The sequence below is a fragment of the Sporomusa aerivorans genome (assembly GCF_041428895.1).
Classification (GTDB): Bacteria; Bacillota; Negativicutes; order Sporomusales; family Sporomusaceae; genus Sporomusa; species Sporomusa aerivorans.
In genome coordinates, this window is the sequence record NZ_CP156926.1 from 3,964,945 (window position 1) to 3,979,400 (window position 14,456).

The 14,456-nt window shown below is 43.9% G+C and carries 16 protein-coding genes; 3 read left to right on the top strand and 13 right to left on the bottom strand.

Annotated features, from left to right (window positions below):
- Positions 1–32: 32 nt before the first annotated feature.
- From SATMO3_RS19075 to SATMO3_RS19085, 3 genes are all read left to right on the top strand, one after another.
- Positions 33–272, top strand: a complete 240-nt coding sequence (locus tag SATMO3_RS19075; RefSeq protein ID WP_371371319.1) for a hypothetical protein — start codon at positions 33–35, stop codon at positions 270–272.
- An 82-nt stretch (positions 273–354) separates the two neighbouring features.
- Positions 355–546, top strand: a complete 192-nt coding sequence (locus tag SATMO3_RS19080) for a DUF4177 domain-containing protein (protein ID WP_371371320.1) — start codon at positions 355–357, stop codon at positions 544–546.
- Between the two features lie 235 nt (positions 547–781).
- A complete protein-coding gene (locus tag SATMO3_RS19085; RefSeq protein WP_371371321.1) occupies positions 782–1,450 on the top strand; it encodes a phenylalanine--tRNA ligase beta subunit-related protein in 669 nt (222 codons plus the stop codon).
- A 300-nt stretch (positions 1,451–1,750) separates the two neighbouring features.
- Here the strand turns inward: SATMO3_RS19085 and SATMO3_RS19090 are convergent, their stop codons facing one another.
- The 13 genes from SATMO3_RS19090 to SATMO3_RS19150 form a co-directional block, all read right to left on the bottom strand.
- Complete coding sequence (locus SATMO3_RS19090) at positions 1,751–3,481, bottom strand: TIGR03960 family B12-binding radical SAM protein (RefSeq protein WP_371371322.1); 1,731 nt, start codon at positions 3,479–3,481, stop codon at positions 1,751–1,753.
- A 97-nt stretch (positions 3,482–3,578) separates the two neighbouring features.
- Positions 3,579–4,115, bottom strand: coding sequence for an anaerobic ribonucleoside-triphosphate reductase activating protein (nrdG, locus tag SATMO3_RS19095; RefSeq protein WP_371371323.1), 537 nt, complete (start codon positions 4,113–4,115; stop codon positions 3,579–3,581).
- Between the two features lie 14 nt (positions 4,116–4,129).
- Entirely contained in the window at positions 4,130–6,142 is a 2,013-nt protein-coding gene (gene nrdD / locus SATMO3_RS19100; RefSeq protein ID WP_371371324.1) for an anaerobic ribonucleoside-triphosphate reductase, read from the bottom strand.
- A 21-nt stretch (positions 6,143–6,163) separates the two neighbouring features.
- Positions 6,164–6,628: a transcriptional regulator NrdR gene (nrdR, locus tag SATMO3_RS19105; RefSeq protein ID WP_371371325.1), complete on the bottom strand. Its 465-nt coding sequence runs from the start codon at positions 6,626–6,628 to the stop codon at positions 6,164–6,166.
- A gap of 183 nt (positions 6,629–6,811) precedes the next feature.
- Positions 6,812–7,069, bottom strand: coding sequence for a YlmC/YmxH family sporulation protein (locus SATMO3_RS19110; protein WP_371371326.1), 258 nt, complete (start codon positions 7,067–7,069; stop codon positions 6,812–6,814).
- A gap of 288 nt (positions 7,070–7,357) precedes the next feature.
- Positions 7,358–7,963, bottom strand: coding sequence for a stage II sporulation protein R (spoIIR, locus tag SATMO3_RS19115; protein ID WP_371371327.1), 606 nt, complete (start codon positions 7,961–7,963; stop codon positions 7,358–7,360).
- Positions 7,964–7,989: 26 nt separating this feature from the next.
- Complete coding sequence (gene sigG, locus SATMO3_RS19120; protein ID WP_371371328.1) at positions 7,990–8,763, bottom strand: RNA polymerase sporulation sigma factor SigG; 774 nt, start codon at positions 8,761–8,763, stop codon at positions 7,990–7,992.
- Positions 8,764–8,964: 201 nt separating this feature from the next.
- Entirely contained in the window at positions 8,965–9,702 is a 738-nt protein-coding gene (gene sigE, locus SATMO3_RS19125) for an RNA polymerase sporulation sigma factor SigE (RefSeq protein ID WP_371371329.1), read from the bottom strand.
- Positions 9,681–10,613, bottom strand: a complete 933-nt coding sequence (locus tag SATMO3_RS19130; RefSeq protein ID WP_371371330.1) for a sigma-E processing peptidase SpoIIGA — start codon at positions 10,611–10,613, stop codon at positions 9,681–9,683. Before SATMO3_RS19130 ends, sigE begins: the two co-directional genes overlap by 22 nt.
- 244 nt (positions 10,614–10,857) lie before the next feature.
- Positions 10,858–11,910: a cell division protein FtsZ gene (gene ftsZ / locus SATMO3_RS19135; protein ID WP_371371331.1), complete on the bottom strand. Its 1,053-nt coding sequence runs from the start codon at positions 11,908–11,910 to the stop codon at positions 10,858–10,860.
- A gap of 27 nt (positions 11,911–11,937) precedes the next feature.
- Positions 11,938–13,128 (bottom strand): cell division protein FtsA, encoded by a 1,191-nt coding sequence (ftsA, locus tag SATMO3_RS19140; RefSeq protein WP_371371332.1) that lies wholly within the window; start codon positions 13,126–13,128, stop codon positions 11,938–11,940.
- A 298-nt stretch (positions 13,129–13,426) separates the two neighbouring features.
- On the bottom strand, positions 13,427–13,756 hold the full coding sequence (locus tag SATMO3_RS19145; RefSeq protein WP_371371333.1) for a small basic family protein: 330 nt from the start codon (positions 13,754–13,756) through the stop codon (positions 13,427–13,429).
- Between the two features lies 1 nt (position 13,757).
- On the bottom strand, positions 13,758–14,450 hold the full coding sequence (locus tag SATMO3_RS19150; RefSeq protein ID WP_371371334.1) for a DUF881 domain-containing protein: 693 nt from the start codon (positions 14,448–14,450) through the stop codon (positions 13,758–13,760).
- Positions 14,451–14,456: the final 6 nt, after the last annotated feature.

Here is a 14,456-nt window from a genome sequence, read left to right on the forward strand (position 1 = left end):
GCTTACGTCTTTCCCCAGAGAAAGGAGCTCCTATGATTACATGTGTTTATTGTTGCCATGAATGCTCGGAGGATGCTCAAATATGTCCGAATTGCGGCAAACCAATATTTAGGATTCCAGTGGATGATACGCCTGATTATAACAAGCTCGCCGAAGCACTTCGCCGTGATAACGATATAAATCAGGCAGAACTGTCGCAGAAACAAGTGATACATATTGCCTGTATAGTTCTGTTGTTGACTTTGGTGGTTTATAGTATCTTCACGCGGTAAGCGGGTATGCTTAACTGCAGCTAGTTATTTATTCATCATCTGGTTTACGGAATAAGAAATTATGCAAAAAGGAGAATCCCATATGCGTCAATATAAAGTTATAGAGGTAAAGAAAAAAGGGTTTTTAGGAACCTCACGGCTTGACGGTGAACAGCTTGAGGATATTCTGAATGAACAGGCCCAGGCCGGATGGATTTTTGATAAACATATCTCGGGCGAGACTCTGGTGCTTGATAAAGATATCATTATGCTAATCTTCTATAAGGAAAAATAGGCGGCAAATTCAGCAGGCGCCGGGTAGTATAGTGGATATGCTTTTATAGCGAGATAGATTATCTCCCCGCGAACAGTCATCTGTGGCTAAAATTCCCTGATATGCGCAAGCAGGACTGGATTCAACTGGCCCCCAAGAATTCATAATCAAGTGGTTCTGTGATTGCATCAGTTGTTATGCTATCATTAATATAATCCGCCGGAAAATACCATTTGGTTTTAAGGAGATGTCCAGTTTGTTAAACGTCACAGATGCATGGAGAAAAGCATATCCCGAGGCAAGTGTTGGTATCATGGTCATAAATAATGTACTTAACCCAGCACAAAATAAAGCGTTAGCTATTCACAGACAAGCTTTGCTAGAGATTCTAGGTGCAAAGTTTTCAGACCAGAAAGATTTAAATGATTATAGTCCAATTAAGGCGTATAATGATTATTACAAGCGTTATGGAAAAACTTATCATGTCAAGCAACAAATAGAGTCAGTTGTTTTCAAAGGCAAAAAAATCCCAGATAAGGCCAGCCTTGTTGAAGCCATGTTTATGGCCGAACTAAAAAATTGTTTACTCACAGCGGGGCACGATTACACAACACTAAAAATGCCCATAACTCTAAATGTTGCAAAGGGTAGCGAAAAATATACTCTCATTAACGAACGCGAACAACAGCTAAAACAAGAAGATATGTTTATGCAAGACAATGAAGGAATTATTTCCAGTATTATTTATGGACCTGACTTACGAACCAGAATAAAATCCTCCACACAAAAAGCTGCCTTTTTCATTTATGCACCTCCGGGTATTACCCAAAAGGAGATCTCCGATCATTTATCCGATATATACACTTATGTTGCGAGTATCAGCGCAATGGCCAAGATTGAGCTGCAACAAATCTTCAGAAATTAGTTATTAGAAAAATAATTATATATCGGGCTCTCTAGCTTGGGACCCTCCCTAAAATTCCCGCTATACTTTACATAATATTTGCAATATAATGATATTGCAGGGGTAGATCTACAAACGCTTCTTAGCGGCATTGACCCTCTGAACTTTGTAAATTACCCCTTCGGATAAAGGCGATGGTTCCAGGTAGTACGGCAAGCCGTACTACCTGGAACCATCGCCTTTATATTTTTGCATTATATTATACAAATGCAAAAAGCAGAGCAAGCGCTCTGCTTTTTGCTATACATTTTTTATCTGACATTATTGACAGACGCCACACCGTTTACATCCGCTACTACAGGGTGGCGTACGTTCCTCCGCCTGCGCCCGGTAAAATTCAGTTAAAAGATACGACATCGCAAAACCCATATCCAAGTTACTCCACGGCAAAATCTCATCATGGCCTCTAGCGCGATACAGATAGCTGGCCTCATCAATACCATGTGTTTTAATAGCTTGCTTCCAGCCGCGTGCACCACCATGTTCAACAGAGGTTAGCAATACGCGGCCAAGGCGGCGATCACCTCGTGCCAGTACGCTTTGGATGTAAGCCTCCTTGGGTTGTTCAATCAAAACCTCTATGCCCCGCAACTTCCTTAACACAGTCTGTATATATTTCAGCTTGGACGATACCGTATCCTGCGAGGCCATCGGCAGCCACTGAAAAGGAGTAAACGGCTTGGGAATAAAGGGGTTAATACTTAAAGTCAGTATACCTTTGCTGCCAAGAGAATCCATATGATTCCTGACGTTTTTTGCCATTTCAATAATGTCTTCAATATCTTGTTCGCCCTCTCCCGGCAGACCAACCATAATATACAGGCGAACATGGCGAATCCCGGCCGCCGTCGCAGTGGCAATCGCCTTAAAAATGTGTTCATCGCTAATTTGCTTATTGATAATATTACGCATCCGTTCACTGCCGGCTTCCGGAGCTAATGTAATCGTTCTTTGGCCGCTGGCAGCCAAAGCTTCCACTAGCGAAGATGTTAGCGAATCTGCTCGCAGCGAGGCAACTGACATAGTCAAGCCTTGCTCCAATATTAAATTGCATAACCTATTGATTTCCGGGTAATCTGAGATAGCTGCGCCCATAAGTCCGACCTTTGCGCCCATCCTTTTTGCCTGGCTCACACCCGCGGATATTTGTTCCAATGAACGTACCCGCGGATTACGAAAACAGTAGCCTGCCATACAAAATCGACAGTGCCTGCCACACCCTCTGGCAACTTCTATCAGATACATATCCTTAAACTCAGTATCTGCCGTAACAATTACCGTTTGTCCGGGATAGTGCCCCAGATCTTTGATATAACGCCGTTTAACTTGTTTAGGCACCCCTGCGTCCTGCTCGTACCGTGCAATGATGCCACTGTCATCATATACAGGCTGATAAAAGTGCGGAACGTATACACCGTCCAGCTGCACCAACCGCATTAACAGTTCTTTTCGGGACAGTCCCTGAGCTAAGGCGTCATAATAACAGTCCAGAAATTCATGAATCACTTCTTCGCCTTCGCCAATAATACAGGCATCAACAAAGTCGGCCAATGGTTCAGGGTTAAAGGTTGCACAAGGACCGCCGATAATAACTAAAGGGTCGCTTTCTTTCCGTTCTGCCGCCAGCACCGGAACCTTCCCAGCCAGGAGTATCGTGATAAGATTAAAATAATCCATTTCGAACGACACAGCAAAGGCAATAAGCGGAAATTCATAGAGTGGCATTTGGTTTTCCAAACTTAGTAAAGGTGTATTGGTTCGTATATATTCGTCAAATATCTTTTTATCGGGTAGGAACAGTCGCTCACAAGCAGTATCCCCCCGGCTGTTTATCTGTTCATAAATAATATGCATTCCCAGATTCGACATTCCGACATGATACGTATTCGGATACACTAGCGCCATTGGCTGCCGGGATCCCGGCGCGAAGGACAGTGTTCCCTGTTCAGTGGCTATTATTTTTTTTAGGCGCTCTTTCAGTTGCCATGACATTTTGCATCACTTCCACCTATGGTGTTGTCTTCAGTAACATACCGCTTGTCTATATTACAGTAGTATGTTACTGTTTGCTAAAATTATTGCTCCAACGCTATGCCCACAATCTTTGGGCTACCTCTTCCCATAGTATGACCTTGTCGGCGGATAAGGTTGCCTTGACATCAATTACCCGTTGATTACGCGAGCCGCGGAATGCTAAACCTAAATCACGCTCATTTTCACGGTATAAGCCATCAACCAAAATATCAGTGCATCTGATGAGTTGCCCAATATGCCTATTTTTTATAGACATAGCGGTCAGTTGCTCAAAAGTAAAACCGCTATATGTAACAATATCGAGTCCAAGCAGTTTCACCTGCTTGGCCAGGATAGACAGAGGGCCAGGCTGAAGAAAGGGTTCGCCGCCCGAGAGAGTTACTCCGCGTAGCAACTTATTCCGGGTAACCGTTTTTTTGATATGGCTGAAAAGACTTTCAGTATCAACAGTATAACCGGCTTTTATATCATGAGTGTCAGGATTGTGGCAACCCTCGCAGTTGTGCGGACATCCCTGGGCAAATATTACCATTCTTAGTCCGGGCCCATCAACAATACTCTCCTCTGTTATCCCGGCAATTCTAATCTCCATATCGCTTTCCCTTCCTAAATATGGCGTACTCGCTGGTTTAGTTCATTAAGTTTGGCATCATTGAACCGATCAACTGTGCTGAGATAACCGGTAATGCGGCGAACGCGGCGGACACTCGAAGTACCGCATGAAGGGCATTCTTCCGTGTCGATAACACCAATATGACCGCAGCCTTCACAAAAATCAACCGGATAGTTAAAACCGGCGTAACCAAAATCACATTTTCGCATATGGCGGATGATTTCTTCTAATGCTCCCAGGTTATTGACCGGCGGTGCCGAGAATTCAACATAACTGATATGCCCTGCGTTGGCATACTTGTGATATACACCTTCAATACGGATTTTATCAAACACACTAATAGGATAGTTAACAGGGACATGAAAGGAATTTGTATAATATTCTTTATCAGTTACCCCTGGAATAAGACCGTATTCGCGGCGGTCCATTTTCACAAACCGCCCGGATAAGCCTTCCGCCGGCGTGGCTAACAAGGTGTAATTCAGATCATAATGCTCGGCGGCCCTATCTATTTTGTCCCGCATAAAAGCGACAATCTCTTCCCCCATAATTTGGGCTTCTTCATTTTCACCGTGATGATAGCCGGTCAATGCTGTCAGTGTCTCAGCCAAACCGATAAAACCAACGGACAGCGTGCCATTTTTAATAACATCGTCAATATAATCATTGGGATTCAGCTTGTCCGAATCAATGTACAGACCCTGCCCCATCAAGAAAGGCATGTCCCGCACCTTTAGTTTGGCCTGAACCTGAAAACGATGGTATAGCTGTTCACAGGTCAAATCGATAAATTCGGCCAGACTTTCATAAAACTTCATAAAGTTACGTTCTGCTTTGATAGCCAAACGCGGCAAATTAATCGTGGTAAAACTCAAGTTACCCCGGCCGTCAGTTACTTCCGGACCGCAGCGGTTGGACATTACCCGGGTACGGCAGCCCATGTAGCCGACCTGATCACCGTACGCTTTATTAAATGAGGAATCCATAAAACTGAAAGTAGGATTAAGACGTTGCGCCGCCACACGAATAGCCAGTTTGAATAAATCATAATTGGGGTCACCGGGGTTAAAGTTTACCCCTTCCTGTAAACGGAAGATAATATTGGGGAAAATTGGGTTCTCGCCCCGTCCTAATCCTTTTTCATAAGCTAAAAGCAAGTTCTTGGTGACAGCCCGACCGGCAGGAGAAGTGTCGGTGCCTACATTAAGACTGGAAAAAGGCACTTGCGCACCCGCCCGGGAATGCATGCTATTTAAATTATAGATCAGCGCCTCCATAGCCTGGTATACTTCTTCCGAGCTGGCCTTTTCCATAAAGGGGGCCATATCACGGTCAAAGAAGGCGAAAGACTGTCCCCCGTGCATATCATTTTGTGAACTCTGCAATATAATAGCAGCCAGCGCGGTAGCGGATGCAGGGCGTTTTGGGGAACGGATGTGACCATGCCCGTTATTGAAGCCACGCTGTAATAACTGCCCTAAGGGTATCTGTACACACGTTAGCGTTTTTCCATAAAAGTCCAGATCATGAATGTGATAGTCGCCTTTAACATGAGCTTGAGCAAACTTCTCAGGGATAAGGCGATTTAAATAGAATGCCTTGCTGGCAGCACTGGCAATTTGCAGCATCTTTGCCGAGGGAGAGTTGGAGACATTGGCATTCTCACGGCTGGTTTCTACTAAAATTTCCCCAACAGCATCCATTAAGTCTGATTTCGCGTCCCGCATCCGGGTCCGCTTGTCCCGGTGCAGGATATATGCTTTAGCGGTTTTTGCATGGCCTGTTTCAATCAATACTTTTTCAACTGCGTCCTGGACATCTTCAACGCCAAACAAGCCGCCGCTATGTTTCTGTTTCAAAAACTTTAATACCTCAAGCGTTAACTCCAAAGCCAGTTGACGGTCGGCTCCCCCCACAGCTTTAGCGGCTTTGTAAATAGCCTCGGTTATTTTGCTTTCTTCAAAATCAGCTTCGCGTCCATCGCGTTTCCTTATTTTATTAAACATTATTTTTCCCCCATATTCTATTCAATCTCTATGCTGCGTTTTCATAAGGAGTTCAAGTTCTTGCATAAAATTATTGATATCAGCAAATTGGCGGTATACTGAGGCAAATCGCACATAGGCAACCTGATCTATCTCTTTAAGATGCTGCATTACAGATTCGCCGATCTGCCGGGTAGACACTTCCCGTTCCCCACAACCATGAATATCCTTTTCTATTTTGCTGACCGCTATTTCAATCACTTTTACAGGTACTGGCCGTTTTTCACATGACTTTAATATCCCGCCTAATAGTTTACCTCTGTCGAACATTTCCCGGCGGCCATCTTTCTTAATAACCATAAGCGGTATTTCCTCAACCACTTCATAAGTAGTAAACCGTCGAGCACAAGCAGAACATTCTCTCCTGCGTCGAATAGAATTTCCTTCGTCGGCTGCTCTTGAATCGACAACTTTGCTGTCAACCACGCCACAAAACGGGCAGCGCAATATAAACCACTCCTTGAATACTCTGCTGGATGTGTTATAATAATTGTAACACGGCAGAGCGTCATACTATATATTGTATTCCAATTCTTAAATATACGCCACATATTGTACATTTCCTGCCTGGCGGGGAAATTTATGCAAAAAAAAATCTCTAACCTTATCCAATAGGTTAGAGATTTTTTATTAGTCATGTTTAAGTTCTCCAAAATTACCGGCTTCGACTAAAATTACATCCATTCCGATTTTATTAATTTTGTCCCAGGGAATAACCACATCTTCATTTCGCCCGAATAATCCCAGAAATCTACCCATCCCTGGCACTACGATGGCTGTAAGTCTGCCGGTCTCAACATCAATCTCTATATCGGTTATAGTACCCATGCGTTTACCATCCGCTACATTTATGACTTCTTTTAGCTTCAGATCACTGGTTTTCAGCATATGTCCCCCTCCTCTGCGCACCCCTAAGTATGTAACATCATTTTCTACAATAAGTATATGAAGGACAAGGGATAAGCGTGACTAGTATATTTATAATATTTTTTATCGGTTAGCGCCTGGCTTATCTGGATTTTTTCTGCTGGTTAACAGAAACTTGAGAGTATAATATAACTGAAAAATTTATCCCCTCTATAACGCAAGAAACCTGCATCTTAGCTAACTAATAATGCAGGTTTCCAGAGTTCAATTTTGCTCTATAATAGTATCGGCGAAAATTATATCGTATCTTTAATAATTATTAAAAAACTCGGCAATTTTCCAACGAACTTCAGGAATTGGCTTGAGCTCCTGACTGGATTCCCGGACTGACGACAATGGTGCCAATGCCGTATTTGCACCGTCAATAAAACAAAGCGGCGGGAAAAGTACACACCACCAGTTTTGTCCGCTTGCTTCACCCAGCAACAGGCGAACGGCATGATACTCACCTGCTGGCAATACCAGATTCCCGTATGAGCGGACAGGGAAATCAAATGTCCCTAGTTGTATGGCAACAGGGTAATGTGCCCCATTCTCCACCAAAGTTGCTTGTGCTACCTTAACAATATCCTGTTGCAGATTGACAATAATTCCTTCCGCCTCCTGAGCACTGCCAACATTTGTAACGTAAGGAGTTATATAGGCTACAACCGCATCGCGAACTTTTAGCTTAACCCGCTGGTCTTCCACACTGTCGCTGTTAGCCAGAATATGCAGTCTTACATAATCGCCACGGTTAGGTATTGCCGAGCCGCGCGCTTGCTGATAAAGCAGCATACCCCACCCGCACAATACAATACAAGCTAATGCTGCTAACCATACTTTCGTTTTTTTATACTGTTTTCTCCTCATCATGGTACTGCCTCCCAAATAAAAAACCTTTAGATATATTTCCGCATATGGCCCAGAGCCGCTTTCTCTAGTCGAGATACCTGCGCCTGGGATATACCGATTTCTTCAGCCACTTCCATTTGTGTTTTACCCTCAAAGAACCTTAGGGTAAGTATGTGTTTTTCACGGTCACTCAGCTTACGCAGGGCTTCCTTGATAGCCACTCCTTCTAACCAGCTTAAGTCGAGGTTCTTATCATCACTGATCTGATCCATTACAAAAATTGGATCACCACCATCATGATAAATAGGCTCAAACAGCGAAATTGGCTCCTGGATAGCATCTAATGCAAAAATTATCTCTTCCCGCGGGACTTTGAGCTCATCGGCAATTTCATTGATGGACGGCTCCCGAGAAAACCTGCTGACCAACGAATCACGTACCTGTAATGCCTTATAGGCGACATCGCGCATAGAGCGACTTACCCGGATCGGGTTATTATCACGTAAGTATCGCCGAATTTCTCCAATAATCATAGGCACTGCGTAAGTAGAGAATTTAACGTTCTGCGACAAATCAAAATTGTCGATGGCTTTCATTAAACCAATGCAACCAACCTGAAACAAATCGTCAACATACTCCCCTCGATTGTTAAACCGCTGAATAACGCTGAGCACCAGCCGCAGATTACTATAAATAAGTTGTTCCCGTGCGGCTCTTTCACCACCTTGCATTACCTCAAACAGCTCACGCATTTTAGTGGCTGAAAGCACCGGGAGCTTCGCAGTATTTACACCACATATCTCGACTTTATTTACTATCATGTTGTTACCTCCCCAGTTTTCTAAGCTACTAAAATCATACTTACACAAGCATTATTGCCATGGCTGAAAGGTTTTATACTTATATTGCCGCCAAGCTGCCGTGCCTTCAAAAAAAAAGACCCGGCTACGCCGGATCTCAAGTTCCTAATATAATTGACAACCCAATGCTTCTGGTACGAAAACTAAAAATTAGCCGCTCGTTTATTCCATGCGGCTAATTTCCTTGCGTAATCGTTTTATAATCCTTTTCTCAAGACGCGAGATATAAGATTGGGATATTCCCAGCATATCGGCTACTTCTTTTTGCGTACGCTCATTGCCGTCATCATTTAAGCCGAACCGCAGTTCCATGATACGCCGTTCCCGCCCGGATAACTTATTCATTGCGGTATATAACAGCGTTTTATCAACTTCTTCTTCCACCGACTTATAAATTATATCATTATCAGTCCCCAGCACATCAGAGAGCAAAAGCTCGTTGCCGTCCCAATCAATGTTAAGCGGCTCATCAAAAGATACTTCCGCCCGGGTTTTACTATTACGCCTAAGATACATGAGTATCTCGTTTTCAATGCAGCGTGATGCATAAGTAGCCAGCTTAATTTTTTTTATAGGATCGAATGTATTTACCGCTTTGATTAACCCGATCGTCCCGATGCTGACTAAATCTTCAACACTAACTCCGGTGTTCTCAAACTTACGGGCGATATAAACAACCAACCGCAAATTGCGCTCAATAAAAACGCTTTTAACGGATTTATCACCTTTTTGCAGGCGATTAAGCAAAAATACCTCTTCATCACTGGATAAAGGCGGTGGTAAAATTTCAGCGCTGCCTACATAAAATACCTCATCCGATTTTAGCCAGCCGATTGTCTGGAGAAATGCTATTATTTTAAGTTTGATATACAGTTTTATTATTGGCCAGGTAATGCGCATATATTTGCCCCCTCTGTAGAATTTGCCCTAGCTGTAAGTGCAGGATGCAGGAGTGCTTGATAGTCGGTATCACAATTAAAAATATCACTGTAAAGACCTATAAGCACCTCTGTAGTATGGATAGCCCCTGCCGGAGTTATCAGAACGATACTGTCCGGCCTAAAGCCAAGCAGCATATTTCGTCCACCAACAGACTGGCAGGGTATAACCTCAACTCTGGCTAACCATGAAGTATCCCGGCAGTTATCAAGATTGGCCAGCCACCCCTCCGGTTTGTAACGGGTTAAATATTCACTAACCGCCGGCCCGACCAGCGGCAACGCCGCTTGCCATGCCAACAGGACCACAGGTTTTTTGCCTATCATTGAATAAAGACTGTTACCTGTATCAAGCATACCTGTAATAGTCACCCAACGTCCATCGTATTCGATTTTCGTCTGGTAAAAGGTCTGTCGTCGACTTAGTTTATGTATTAGCCGTCTGGCAATAAATATTATAAGAATTACCGCTATAGCACTGCTGATTGCCAGACTGCTCCACGATGATGCAAGAATACTTCCCGGACGGTATGACGCCTCATTCTGAATAAAATACAGCCAGCCTATTGCGGCTCCACCCAAGACAAAAGATACAACATAAAAAGTACCAACTAGCATTAACATAGTTTTCACAGACCGATAGCCAAAGGCTACAAAAATTATAATTACAGATGCGGCCAGCTTGCCGGGGGCGCTGTAAACCAATGCAATCTTAGGTATGATTTCCCCCAACGCATAAAGCCCGCCGCAAAATGCCGCCAGCAATAGGCGCTGCCAGCGAAAACCAGTACAGGTAGCGTGAGCTGTTAAGAAAAGTACAATACTATTCATTATAAAATTAATAAGGAGTACCACATCAGCATAAACGTACACTGCACATACCTTCCCCGCACGGGGTTTTTATCCGACGACTTAGCTTCAGATGGGTTAAAACCCCAATTGAAGCTAAGTCTACTTTATACCATCCATAACTATATATGCACTAACACAAGCCGCTATGCCAATTATAGCAAGCATTCAACCAAAATAATGTAATTTTTTGCCAAAGAAGAAATTCAAAAACAGACATGAAAACCCCGGCTTATAAATAAGCCGGGGTTTTCACACACAAATTAAGTTATCGGCGCATCCAAGCCGGGATATCCAAGTCCCGCCCTCTAAATGGTTCTATAACCGTGGTTTCCATTTTACCGCCGTCACCTGGTTTGAGTATTGGTTTTGGATCAAAGCCAGTGGCAATAACAGTAACCCGTACCTGATCTTCAAAGCGTTCGTCTATTGTAGCCCCAAAAATGATTGTTGCCTCAGGGTCCGCCGCCTTGGCAATAATATCTGCAGCTTCGTTAACTTCAAACAAAGTGGTGTTAGGACCACCGGTAAAGTTAAGTAACACACCTTTAGCTCCATCAATCGACATTTCGAGCAAAGGGCTCCTGATTGCAGCTTCAACAGCAGATATTGCCCGGTTATCGCCTGTACCGAAACCAATACCCATAAGCGCAGAACCTGCATCACTCATAATGGTCTTCACATCGGCGAAGTCCAGGTTAATGAGTGCCGGTACAGCAATAAGGTCGGAGATGCCCTGTACACCCTGCCGCAGCACATCATCTACGATTTTAAAGGCATCCATAATTGATGTGCGTTTATCAACAACTTGTAGTAAGCGGTCATTAGGAATAGTAATTAGCGTATCAACTTTTTCTTTGAGTTTGGCAATGCCCCGTTCCGCCTGGAGCTGGCGTTTGCGGCCTTCAAATGTAAAAGGTTTAGTTACAACACCGACAGTCAAAGCGCCTACCTCTCTGGCACATTCCGCTACTACGGGCGCTGCGCCGGTGCCCGTTCCCCCGCCCATTCCGGCTGTAATAAATACCATGTCCGAACCTTTGAGAACTTTAATAATATCCTCACGGCTTTCCTGAGCCGCTTTTTCGCCAATATCAGGATTTGCACCCGCTCCCAAACCTTTGGTCAGTTTTTCGCCGATTTGAATTCGGTACGCAGCTTCAGAACCGATTAATGCCTGTGCATCAGTATTAACAGTAATAAATTCAACACCCTGCAGGCCGGCACCAATCATGCGATTTACAGCGTTATTGCCACCGCCGCCAACGCCAATAACTTTTATCGATGCAAATTGGTCTAAGTCCATGTCAAATTCCAACATTACAAAGTTTTCCTCCCTTAATATCTATCAAATTCTCAATAGTCTTTTTGCTTTATGAATGAATAAATTCCAGGGGGTAGTATTAGTCACCGGCTCTCTTACTATAGCACCGGCACCATAATGTATAATACCATAACAGACCGTATTGACCGGATGCGCATATTCTTCTGCCAAATATTTCGGTTTTACTGGTTCCGCCTGAATTTGAAAATATTTCGCCATACAGGCGACCATACTTGGCATAGTCCCACAACCACCGGTTAAATATATACGCTCAATCGCTTGTCCGGAATCTGCCAGCTGCTTGTCTAACCTCGGCCTAAGATAATCGTACACCAATGCGCAAATTTCATCTACTCTGCTTTCAATAATATCATATAAAAAGTCAAAAGAAATATGCTTATCGGTAGTACCATAATCATTGCAGTCAAGTACAACACCCTGCTTACGCAAATCTGGTGACAAGCGTGAATAATATCGCTTAATCTCTTCGGCATGAGCGCGGTTTACAGTCAGCCCCTGCATTAGGTCATTTGTAATATAGTCGCCACCTAGCGGCAGTGAAGCTGAGAAACAAAGCCGTCCTCCAACATACACAACAAAATCAGTAGTTCCCGCGCCAATATCAATAAAAACAAAATTGTCTGCCTGAACCGGCAATTCATTCTTTATTGCTTCGGCGGCCATAACACTGCTTGAGACAATACCGTTTACATGCAGGCCGTTTCCGGCAAGGGCGGCAGTAAGCGCTTTCAGCGTTGATTTTGACGCCGATACAATATGAGCATCTACTTCAAGGGCTTCGCCCGGTAAACCTGGAGACTCCTTCACAGGAAAGACATGTAACACTTCATTATCGCTGTTGATCATAAATTCGGCAGCCTTGCAGGCCCGGGCGACATCCTGTTGCGACACTGTCCCGGGTATTGCCGGTGCAATGCTGCCAACGCAATTATCCGTAACCAGCGCCGTGCCGCCTATCCCTAAGTACGCAGCCCCTACAGGCTGGTTGTCAGCGGCCATAATAACACAATCGATGGCTTGCCTGATCGAATGAGCCAAAGCATTGATATCTGTAATATCCCCTTTATTATATCCATCTGTCGGGGCAGCTCCGCTACCAATGACTACGATTGTACCGTCAGCTTCCAGCCGGCCGGCAAATGCTTTGATCATACCTGTGCCAACATCAATAGCTAAAATAGTTTTTTTGTTCATAAATCCCTCGCAGCACAGTATTATGTTTCTTCCCAATAGTTTCAACAAAAGTGGCATTTTCCCTTTTTTTTTCTGGGAAAATCAACGGTTTTTTTCGCTTAATAAGAAAACACCGCTTGCTCCGAGCCTTTGGCGAAAGCGGAAGCCACTGCTGTCCTTCTTCAGGAAAAAGCAATACTTTCTGTCAGGATGAAAAAAACTTCAAAGTCGAAACAATAAAAGACGACTTTGAAGCTTCGCTTTATCCGACGATTTAGCTTCAGATGGGGTTACAATCCCACCTGAAGCTAAATCTACTTTATTTTTTGAGAAAATAACGCCGGATAATAGCCAGATTTTGAAAAATCCGTAACCCGAACGCCAATAAAGATACGTAATATAAATCTATGCCCAGCCGGTCCCCAATATATACTAAACCGGCGGCTAAGAGTGCATTGGTAAAAAAGCCGGTGATAAAAACAGTGTTATCAAACTTTTCTTCAATACCGGCTCTAAGACCGCCAAAAACGGAATCCAGCGATGCCAGAAGAGCCACCGACATAAATTTAGCATATTCCAACGGTACAGTAATAGGAAATGAAATACCAATAAGCAAACCAATAATAAGTCCGGTCATCGGCAATACCATACTAATGACCACCTTCCTTAACAGGTTTAGCAAACTCAAACCGAAAAGCCCCTTTATAAGCCGGAACCGTAACAATATCCTGCTTTTTCATCGTTACCTGAATTCCCCAAAATTGCAGCGTCTCAATAACTCCCCCACGCATCTTCAATGCGTTCTCCAGCGTTGTCGGCTCACCAATAACTCTTACCTCATAAGGAGGTGAATAGCGGGAATTATTCACAGATAGTGTAGGCCCGGCACACCGTACCTCCGAGCTGGCAATCAGCCGCTGTTCATTAATAGATATAGCCTCAGCGCCAGCTGCCCATAGTTCGTTAATTACTTTAAGAATATCATCATCATGAATAAGATATAAATTCGGGTTTTCCCCCGGCTTCGACGGTCGCTTGCTGTCATCGATAGTAACAATAATTCCGGGTCCTTCCACAGCAACAACCCCTGCGCCCATTCTCACCAGATCGTATTCCTTGGAGGCCGCCTCCGCTCCTGAAGTACGCTTTAAATCCTGTACCTGTTTTACGAGTGCATCTCTTTCTTTTTCAGTTTGATTCAATCGTTGGGATAAGTCCTCTACCCTTTGGTAAGGAATACTGGACTTAATATCCTGGGTAGTACGGAACTGTACAGCAAGCATGATACCCAAGACAACGCAAACCAAGGCAATGGCAAACTGCCCTTGCTTAATAGGTAACAAATCTAT

What these genes read in the sequence shown, in the direction of transcription:
- SATMO3_RS19075 (WP_371371319.1), top strand. Translation starts at nt 33, where the DNA reads ATGATTACATGTGTTTATTGTTGCCATGAATGCTCGGAGGATGCTCAA.
- SATMO3_RS19080 (WP_371371320.1), top strand. Translation starts at nt 355, where the DNA reads ATGCGTCAATATAAAGTTATAGAGGTAAAGAAAAAAGGGTTTTTAGGA.
- SATMO3_RS19090 (WP_371371322.1), bottom strand. Translation starts at nt 3,481, where the DNA reads ATGTCATGGCAACTGAAAGAGCGCCTAAAAAAAATAATAGCCACTGAA.
- nrdG (WP_371371323.1), bottom strand. Translation starts at nt 4,115, where the DNA reads ATGGAGATTAGAATTGCCGGGATAACAGAGGAGAGTATTGTTGATGGG.
- nrdD (WP_371371324.1), bottom strand. Translation starts at nt 6,142, where the DNA reads ATGTTTAATAAAATAAGGAAACGCGATGGACGCGAAGCTGATTTTGAA.
- SATMO3_RS19110 (WP_371371326.1), bottom strand. Translation starts at nt 7,069, where the DNA reads ATGCTGAAAACCAGTGATCTGAAGCTAAAAGAAGTCATAAATGTAGCG.
- spoIIR (WP_371371327.1), bottom strand. Translation starts at nt 7,963, where the DNA reads ATGATGAGGAGAAAACAGTATAAAAAAACGAAAGTATGGTTAGCAGCA.
- sigG (WP_371371328.1), bottom strand. Translation starts at nt 8,763, where the DNA reads ATGATAGTAAATAAAGTCGAGATATGTGGTGTAAATACTGCGAAGCTC.
- sigE (WP_371371329.1), bottom strand. Translation starts at nt 9,702, where the DNA reads ATGCGCATTACCTGGCCAATAATAAAACTGTATATCAAACTTAAAATA.
- ftsZ (WP_371371331.1), bottom strand. Translation starts at nt 11,910, where the DNA reads ATGTTGGAATTTGACATGGACTTAGACCAATTTGCATCGATAAAAGTT.
- ftsA (WP_371371332.1), bottom strand. Translation starts at nt 13,128, where the DNA reads ATGAACAAAAAAACTATTTTAGCTATTGATGTTGGCACAGGTATGATC.
- SATMO3_RS19145 (WP_371371333.1), bottom strand. Translation starts at nt 13,756, where the DNA reads ATGGTATTGCCGATGACCGGACTTATTATTGGTTTGCTTATTGGTATT.